This window comes from Selenomonadales bacterium (assembly GCA_017442105.1).
In the GTDB taxonomy this organism is placed as follows: Bacteria; Bacillota; Negativicutes; order RGIG982; family RGIG982; genus RGIG982.
The window spans coordinates 1-6,231 of sequence record JAFSAX010000010.1; the positions used below are offsets into that span (position 1 = coordinate 1).

The window sequence follows — 6,231 nt, forward strand, 5'->3', positions numbered from 1 at the left end:
ACGAAGATTGCAAAAAAATCGCACGTGAGAAGGCAGTTCCGCTCAAACGTGTACAAGAATGTGTCAAAGAAGCTGCGATGCAGCAGAAATAAAAGGAGAAACTATCTCGTGAAAGCAGTTATTTTGTTGTCGGGTGGGCTTGATTCGACGGTCTGTATGGCATGTGCCAAAGAAGCAGGCTACGAACTCTATCCGATCAGTTTTGACTATCATCAACGCCACAACATTGAGCTCGAGAGTGCCAAAAAGGTCGCTGCGTTTTATCAAGTGGCAAAACATATTGTAATAGAAACGAATATGAACGTGATCGGAGGCAGTGCGCTTACCGATACATCGATCGATGTACCTGATGGGGATATCAAGAGTGATGAGATACCGGTAACGTATGTACCTGCACGTAATTTGATATTTTTGAGCTATGCGCTCAGTTATGCGGAAGCGATCGGTGCAGAACGTATCTTGATCGGTGTGAATGCGCTCGATTATTCGGGATATCCCGATTGTCGTCCTGCGTTTATCGAGCAGTTCCAACAGGTGGCGAATTATGCGACGAAAGCAGCTGCGGTCGATAAAAAAGAGATATTGATCGAGACACCGCTTTTGAATCTGTCGAAGAAAGAAATCGTTGAACTCGGAACGAAACTCGGTGCACCGCTTCACGTATCGCACAGCTGTTATCGTGGCGGAGAAAAAGCTTGCGGCGTATGCGACAGCTGTCAGCTTCGCTTGAAAGGATTCCGCGAAGCAGGTATCGTCGACCCAGTTCCGTATGAAACGGATGATTGTAAGTAATATGGGAGTGACACGGATTGAAAGATGTACAAAACAGTATTGATAAACGTGGAATAGCGATCCAAAAAGTCGGGATCAGCCGTTTGGCACTTCCGTTTTTGGTTCGACAAAAAGATGGAGGCATGCAGCCCGTTCTGGCAACGATTCAAATGACGGTTGCACTGCCGAAAGAGTGTAAAGGAACGCATATGAGCCGTTTTGTCGAGATACTCAATGCATGGCGGCAAAAACCGATCTCGTCGCATGAGATGAAAGATATTTTGGCAGATGCGATTCTTCGTTTGGAGGCAGACGAAGCACATCTCGACTTGGCGTTTAAATATTTTTTGGAAAAAGAGGCACCTGCCAGCAAGATGAAAGGTCTTGTTGATATTGATTGCCGATTCATAGGAACATTGACGAAAGACGGTGCTTTTGACTTTTTGCTTGAAGTGGCAGTACCGTACACTTCGCTTTGTCCGTGCAGTAAAGAGATTTCTGCGTATGGTGCACACAATCAGCGTGGTACGATGTGCGTAAAAGTGCGCTATGATATGGATAAGATCCTTTGGATCGAAGATATCGTTTCCAATATGGAAGCACAAGCATCCTCTCCTGTATATTCTCTTCTCAAACGTCAAGACGAGAAGGTCGTAACAGAAGAAGCGTACGATAATCCGAAGTTTGTAGAAGATATTTTGCGTGATGTTGTGCTGGTAATGCGTTCGATGGAAGGCGTGCGTTGGTTCGAGGTTACTTGCGAGAACCAAGAGTCGATTCATAACCATAATGCGTATGCCAGCCATGCAGAGTTTGTAGAAGCGTAATTCGTAGTGTTGTATATGCTTACAAGAAGCGTATGTGACTGATTTTAAGTGGAGAGTTTTTGATTATGACGAAGTTTTACAAGCGGTTGTTCGGCTTACTGTTCTTTGTTGTACTAATATCGGTCGGTGTTATTTATTTCACCGTCGATATCAATACCGTCAGGAATCTGACGATGTTTCAGCCATGGGCGATTGGACTTGCTTTTGTATCGCTTGCGATCGGGCTTTTGTTCGACGGGCTGAGGCTTGTGCACATGGTCGGTATTTCGCATGGGAAAATTTCATTAAAGCAAACGATGCCTGTTGTATTCGGTAACTATTTTCTGGCTCTCATCACACCGGGAGCAACGGGCGGTGCGCTGGCGCAACTGCTATTCTTGAGGCGCGCCGGTGTTGCGACAGGTATGGCAACGGTGTTTGTTGTTGTAAGAACTTTGATGTCTATCGTGTTTTTGCTATGTTGTTTGCCAATCATTTTCTACCATGATACGGCTTTATTGACACAGTTGTCAGGGCAAACGATCGTCAGTGCGTTGGTGGGGCTTATCGGGCTTACACTTGTGCTGATATTGGCTGTTCGCATGCCTTGGGTCAGACGACTGTTGAAACGATTCGGATTCCGTATCAGTCGTTCGCGAAGACATATGTTGTTCCAAGTGTACCGCGATGTACGTTCGGCTGTTCGATTATTGCGTTCGGCACCCAAGATGGTATTTGTGATATTCATGGAATCGGGTATCAGCTTGTTGGCGCTCTATGGTGTCGTGCCTGCACTCTTCTTGGGGATGAATGTTGATTTTGACCTGGGAAGTGTCATCGGTCGTATGGTTCTCTTAAACTTGCTGCTCTACTTTGCGCCGACACCGGGCGGGTCTGGTATTGCGGAAGGCGGGTTCGTACTTCTCTTTAATGAATTCTTGCCGAGCGGTATGGTCGGTATCGTGGCTGTTGCGTGGCGTTTCATTGTAGAATATGTTCCGTTTTTCGTTGGTTTTTATTTCACGATAAAAGCGTTTGGCGAAGACTTCATGAGTGCGAAACAAAAAGCGGCAGAAGCGAAGAAAAAAAGTTCGTGATCGTAACGAAAGAAGATATATAGTCGGTATTGCTATGCCATCATCATTCTCCTGCCAATCGGCAGGAGAATCGATATCTATGTGGGAATTTGGTATAAGGGATATAAGTAAAAGGCGAAGGTGATTTCGATGGGAAAGATCGTTTTGGTGACAGGTGGTTCGCGTAGTGGTAAGAGTACATTCGCCGAAAAATATGCTGCTAAATATGGTGAGCGTGTTGCTTACATAGCGACGGCACAGATCTATGATAAAGAAATGAGGTATCGAGTCGATCTTCATCAACAGAGAAGACCGTCTTCGTGGAAAACGTATGAAGCTCCATATGAGGCAGAGAGAGCGATCGGCGATGCATCGAAAGAGCATGATATGATATTGTTTGACTGCGTTACGCTTTATATTACGAATACACTGTTGAAAGACTATCGAGAAGAGAAACTCGCACATCATTATGAAATCGTGACGACCGCGATCGAGCGATTGATCATAAGTGCGAAAGAATCGGATAGTATCGTAATATTTGTCACGAATGAAGTCGGTTCGGGAATCGTGCCGGGCGATGCTCTGTCCAGAGAATATCGTGATCTGGCGGGACTTGCGAATCAGCTCATAGCGTCTGCTGCCGACGAGGTATATCTGGTAACTTGCGGTTTGGCAACAGAGATAAAACGAAATGCAATTATCTTATAAGATTGAGGTTTCTAAATGGAAAAATATATGATCGTGTTGGCAGTGCTCGCCGATCTCATCATTGGTAAAAAGCGTACTAAGGAGTATTCTGCGATGATGACCACCGGTATCGCTGCTGCATTGGGAATAAAACTTTGGGACGAGAGCGAAGAGCCGTCCAAACAACGCAAAAAGGGTGTCGTTCTTGTTTGTGCAACGATCATGCTTTCTTACATATCAGCGATCGTGTTGGCGATCGCGCTGATGATGTTGGGCCCATGGGGATATTTCTTAGGTAGTGTTCTGATCGTGGCGTTTTTGATCATACCGCGTAGTTTATCCGAGGCGGCTTATGAGATCAGAGAAGCACTTTCTGAAGGTAATATCGTTCAGGCGCGCAGATGTACGTTTGAAATCGTCGATTGCGATACAGATATGATGGGACGCGAAGAGTTGGCACGTGCTGTGATCGGTGCAGTTGCTGAGAAATTGGTAACAAAGATCGTTGCTCCGCTTTTTTATTTTTTGTTGGGAGATTTTCCGTTGGCTGTTATGTATTGCGTGGCGAACGGGGCAAGTTCTCTGTTCCCTTGCAAAGATGAAAAGTATGCCGAGTTTGGTTATGCGGCAGCAAAAATGGACGAAGTGCTTAATTATATCCCTGCGCGTATTACGGCAATGTTGGTGGTGATCGCATCGTTTATTCTGCGTTATGATGCGAGCCAAGCTGTTAATATGATTCGTCGTGATGCTGATAAGTATCCGGGACCCAATGGTGGATGTACCGAAGCTGCTATAGCAGGCGCGCTCAACATTCGATTGGGTGGTACAACTTTTTATAAGGGAAAAGAAATTGAACGTGAATATGTCGGAGATGCATCGGAAAAAGTTAGTGAAGAGCATATTGATAAAGCAATACGCCTTCTGTATACGGTGGTAGTTCTCTTCTGTCTGATCGGTGTTGTAATCAAGTTGATGGGAGGCGGCGTTTAATGCAGTCTTTTTTGACAGGCCTGCAATTCCTTTCCAGAATCCGTATTGTGCGTCAAAATGACTGGTCGGATGAGCGGTTTTCGCGAAGTGTACAATATTTTCCGCTTGTCGGTGCATCTGTCGGTGCAGTCATGGCAATCGTATCGTATCTGCTGATATTCGTACTGCCATCTATAGGGTTTACGATTCCCGCAACGGGACTGACAGCTATCCTTTTAGCATTATGGCTGTATCTAGGTGGCGGATTGACGTGTGACGGATTCATGGATACGATGGATGGTGTGTTCTCGGGACGAGATCGCGAGAAGATGCTTGTTATTATGAAAGATAGTCGTGTCGGTGCGAACGGTGTTGTCGGCTTCGTGATGCTGGTCATGCTCAAATGGGCGATGCTGATGTCGATACCGCTTGCAGATATCCCGATGGCTTTTTTCATGGCGGCGATTCTTGGAAAATTGGCCATGGTGATTGCGATCGTTAGATTCCCGTATGCACGTCCCGACGGTATCGGCAAGATGTTTCAACTGTGCGCGAATAGTAGGACTCTGCTTGTTGCGGCAGGTTGTACGGTAATATGCTTATTTCCGTTTGGCGTTGTGTCGCTTATTTGCGGCGTGGGAGCAGTCTGCGGTGCACTTTATTTAGGAAGATATATAACACGTGTACTTGGCGGTTTGACAGGCGATGTGTACGGTGCCGTTAACGAAACGATAGAATTATTGGTTTTGGTTTTGTTGGTGTTTATCACCAATTATCATTAAACCGGGTATGATACAAAGTGGTATGTCAGCTGTGTTTTTGCACATAGTGATACGATACTATGATAAAATATAAAATCGACAGAATGATCAAAACGAGCAGTAGGTGAGATAATATGACTCGAATTATTTATGTAAGACACGGGGAAACGGACTGGAATGTAGCGCATCGCTATCAAGGCCAGACTGATATTCCCTTGAATGATAAAGGGAAATATCAAGCAGAATTGGTAGCCGAGCGATTGGCAGGCGAAAAGATCGCGGCTATCTATGCGAGTGACCTGACGCGTGCGATCTATACGGCAGAGGCGATCGCGAAGAAACATCAGCTTAATGTGATCCCGATGGCAGAGTTTCGCGAGATATCGTTCGGTGAGTGGGAAGGTTCGTCATTTTCCAGTCTTGATATCGGTTCGCGCGGACAGATCGACAAGATATTTACCGATCCTGCCAATATCGAAGTGCCCGGCGGGGAGAATTTTCAGCAGGTACAGGCAAGAGCTGTACGCGGTATCGAAAAATTGATCGCTAAGCATCCTGACGAAACGGTCGTTGTCGTTTCGCACGGTGCGGCGATCCGAACGATCTTGTGTCATGCGCTTGGTATGTCGCTTGCGAATGTATGGTCGATCCGACAAGACAATACGGCAGTCAATCAGATCGCGTATTATACCTCGAAAGGCGCGCGTGCGTCTATGATCGTAGAGCTGGTAAATGATGCAGGTCATTTACGGGGCTAAGAGGAGTATTGGAACATGAAACAGTTTTGCATAGTACCGACCAACTGTGAGCATTTTTGGTCGTTCGTAAAAGAGCTGTTACTCGATGAACATGATAAAGCTGTTCTTCAACAAGCAACGATACAAGAGGTCAAAATAGATCCGCAGACGAATTCTTGGGAGATATATTTTCAAGCATCGGATGTTGTTTCGGAAAAGACGCTTCGCATTACAGCGGAAGCGCTTTGTGAAAATTGCGGACTGACGGGGGTATCGTTTCATCAAGCGGAGCTTGATATGCGTTCGTATTTGGAGCAGAATTGGGACAGTTTTGCACAGGCGATCGCGGGCGGAAACCCCATTTTGAGAAGGTCGCTTGTGCAGGCGCAATATACACTTGATGAGAGCAAGCTGTCGATCG

The 6,231-nt window shown here is 45.9% G+C and carries 8 protein-coding genes; all 8 read left to right on the forward strand.

The annotated features are described in order from the left end of the window. The first annotated feature begins 72 nt into the window (after positions 1-72). Positions 73-792 carry a 7-cyano-7-deazaguanine synthase QueC gene (gene queC / locus IJN28_00400; protein ID MBQ6712231.1) on the forward strand — a complete coding sequence of 240 codons (720 nt, stop codon included), beginning with the start codon at positions 73-75 and terminating at the stop codon, positions 790-792. A 17-nt stretch (positions 793-809) separates the two neighbouring features. Then, positions 810-1,598 (forward strand): GTP cyclohydrolase I FolE2, encoded by a 789-nt coding sequence (locus tag IJN28_00405; GenBank protein ID MBQ6712232.1) that lies wholly within the window; start codon positions 810-812, stop codon positions 1,596-1,598. Between the two features lie 65 nt (positions 1,599-1,663). Beyond that, positions 1,664-2,674: a flippase-like domain-containing protein gene (locus IJN28_00410; GenBank protein ID MBQ6712233.1), complete on the forward strand. Its 1,011-nt coding sequence runs from the start codon at positions 1,664-1,666 to the stop codon at positions 2,672-2,674. A gap of 129 nt (positions 2,675-2,803) precedes the next feature. Beyond that, positions 2,804-3,361: a bifunctional adenosylcobinamide kinase/adenosylcobinamide-phosphate guanylyltransferase gene (gene cobU, locus IJN28_00415; GenBank protein MBQ6712234.1), complete on the forward strand. Its 558-nt coding sequence runs from the start codon at positions 2,804-2,806 to the stop codon at positions 3,359-3,361. A gap of 15 nt (positions 3,362-3,376) precedes the next feature. Beyond that, positions 3,377-4,333 (forward strand): cobalamin biosynthesis protein, encoded by a 957-nt coding sequence (locus IJN28_00420; protein MBQ6712235.1) that lies wholly within the window; start codon positions 3,377-3,379, stop codon positions 4,331-4,333. Further along, positions 4,333-5,094 (forward strand): adenosylcobinamide-GDP ribazoletransferase, encoded by a 762-nt coding sequence (cobS, locus tag IJN28_00425; protein ID MBQ6712236.1) that lies wholly within the window; start codon positions 4,333-4,335, stop codon positions 5,092-5,094. The genes IJN28_00420 and cobS overlap by 1 nt, the downstream gene beginning before the upstream one ends. 113 nt (positions 5,095-5,207) lie before the next feature. Then, positions 5,208-5,831 carry a histidine phosphatase family protein gene (locus IJN28_00430; GenBank protein ID MBQ6712237.1) on the forward strand — a complete coding sequence of 208 codons (624 nt, stop codon included), beginning with the start codon at positions 5,208-5,210 and terminating at the stop codon, positions 5,829-5,831. A 15-nt stretch (positions 5,832-5,846) separates the two neighbouring features. Then, positions 5,847-6,231, forward strand: a 385-nt coding sequence (locus IJN28_00435) for a hypothetical protein (GenBank protein ID MBQ6712238.1), incomplete at its 3' end; no start/stop codon positions are given.